This is a genomic window from Salmonella sp. SAL4457 (genome assembly GCF_046548235.1).
Lineage (GTDB): Bacteria > Pseudomonadota > Gammaproteobacteria > Enterobacterales > Enterobacteriaceae > Salmonella > Salmonella enterica.
Window position 1 is genome coordinate 1 of record NZ_JBGDZO010000311.1, and the last position, 293, is coordinate 293.

The 293-nt window shown below is 64.2% G+C and carries 1 protein-coding gene; it reads right to left on the reverse strand.

Going from position 1 to position 293, the window contains the following annotated elements:
• Positions 1 to 293 (reverse strand): hypothetical protein (locus tag ACLJNW_RS24420; RefSeq protein ID WP_410961246.1); only part of this gene is annotated, 293 nt, incomplete at both ends.

The window sequence follows — 293 nt, forward strand, 5'->3', positions numbered from 1 at the left end:
GTCCGAACAGCGGCTGGCTGTGCTGTAGCTCGAAGCGGTTGCCGTTGAGCTGCTGGTCGTGGCGCTGGAGGAATGCGTTGGAGCGCACCACCCCGCTGTTGTCGGCGTTGTAGCGGTAGGTCTCGAGGTTGCGGTAATCGCGCTCGGCGTCGTAGTGGTAGAAGGTGTTGCGCCAGCGCGTGCTGTCGCTGACCCGGTATTCGAGGATCGAGCGCAGCCAGCGCACGCGCTGTTCGTAGCGGCCATCGGCGACGTTGTAGTTCTCGCGGCGACGGCTCTTGTCGATCTTCAGC